Source organism: Vogesella mureinivorans, from assembly GCF_007644035.1.
In the GTDB taxonomy this organism is placed as follows: domain Bacteria; phylum Pseudomonadota; class Gammaproteobacteria; order Burkholderiales; family Chromobacteriaceae; genus Vogesella; species Vogesella mureinivorans.
This window is the reverse complement of sequence record NZ_VMTV02000477.1, coordinates 1-303: the sequence shown is the minus strand read 5'-3', so window position 1 is coordinate 303 and position 303 is coordinate 1. Positions and strand designations below refer to the sequence as shown.

Sequence of the window (303 nt, the reverse complement as noted above, 5' to 3'; positions counted from 1 at the left end):
GAGGTACTGAAACAAGGCAAACAAGTGCTTGTTTTAGTCCCTGAAATTGGCTTAACACCACAAACCATCAGCCGTTTTCAGTCACGCTTTCATTGCAATATTGCATTGCTTCACTCTGGTTTAAATGACAGCAAACGTTTACAAGCATGGCAACATGCACAAACAGGTAAAGCCTCTATTATTTTAGGGACTCGCTCTGCAATTTATACACCTTTACCTAATCTCGGTTTAATTATTCTGGATGAAGAGCATGATCTTTCATTTAAACAACAAGAAGGTTTCCGTTATCATGCCCGTGATGTT

At 39.3% G+C, this 303-nt stretch carries 1 protein-coding gene; it reads left to right on the top strand.

All coding sequences use genetic code 11. From position 1 onward, the window contains the following. A partial coding sequence (locus FLQ44_RS13495; RefSeq protein WP_147694809.1) for a DEAD/DEAH box helicase occupies positions 1-303 on the top strand: 303 nt, incomplete at both ends.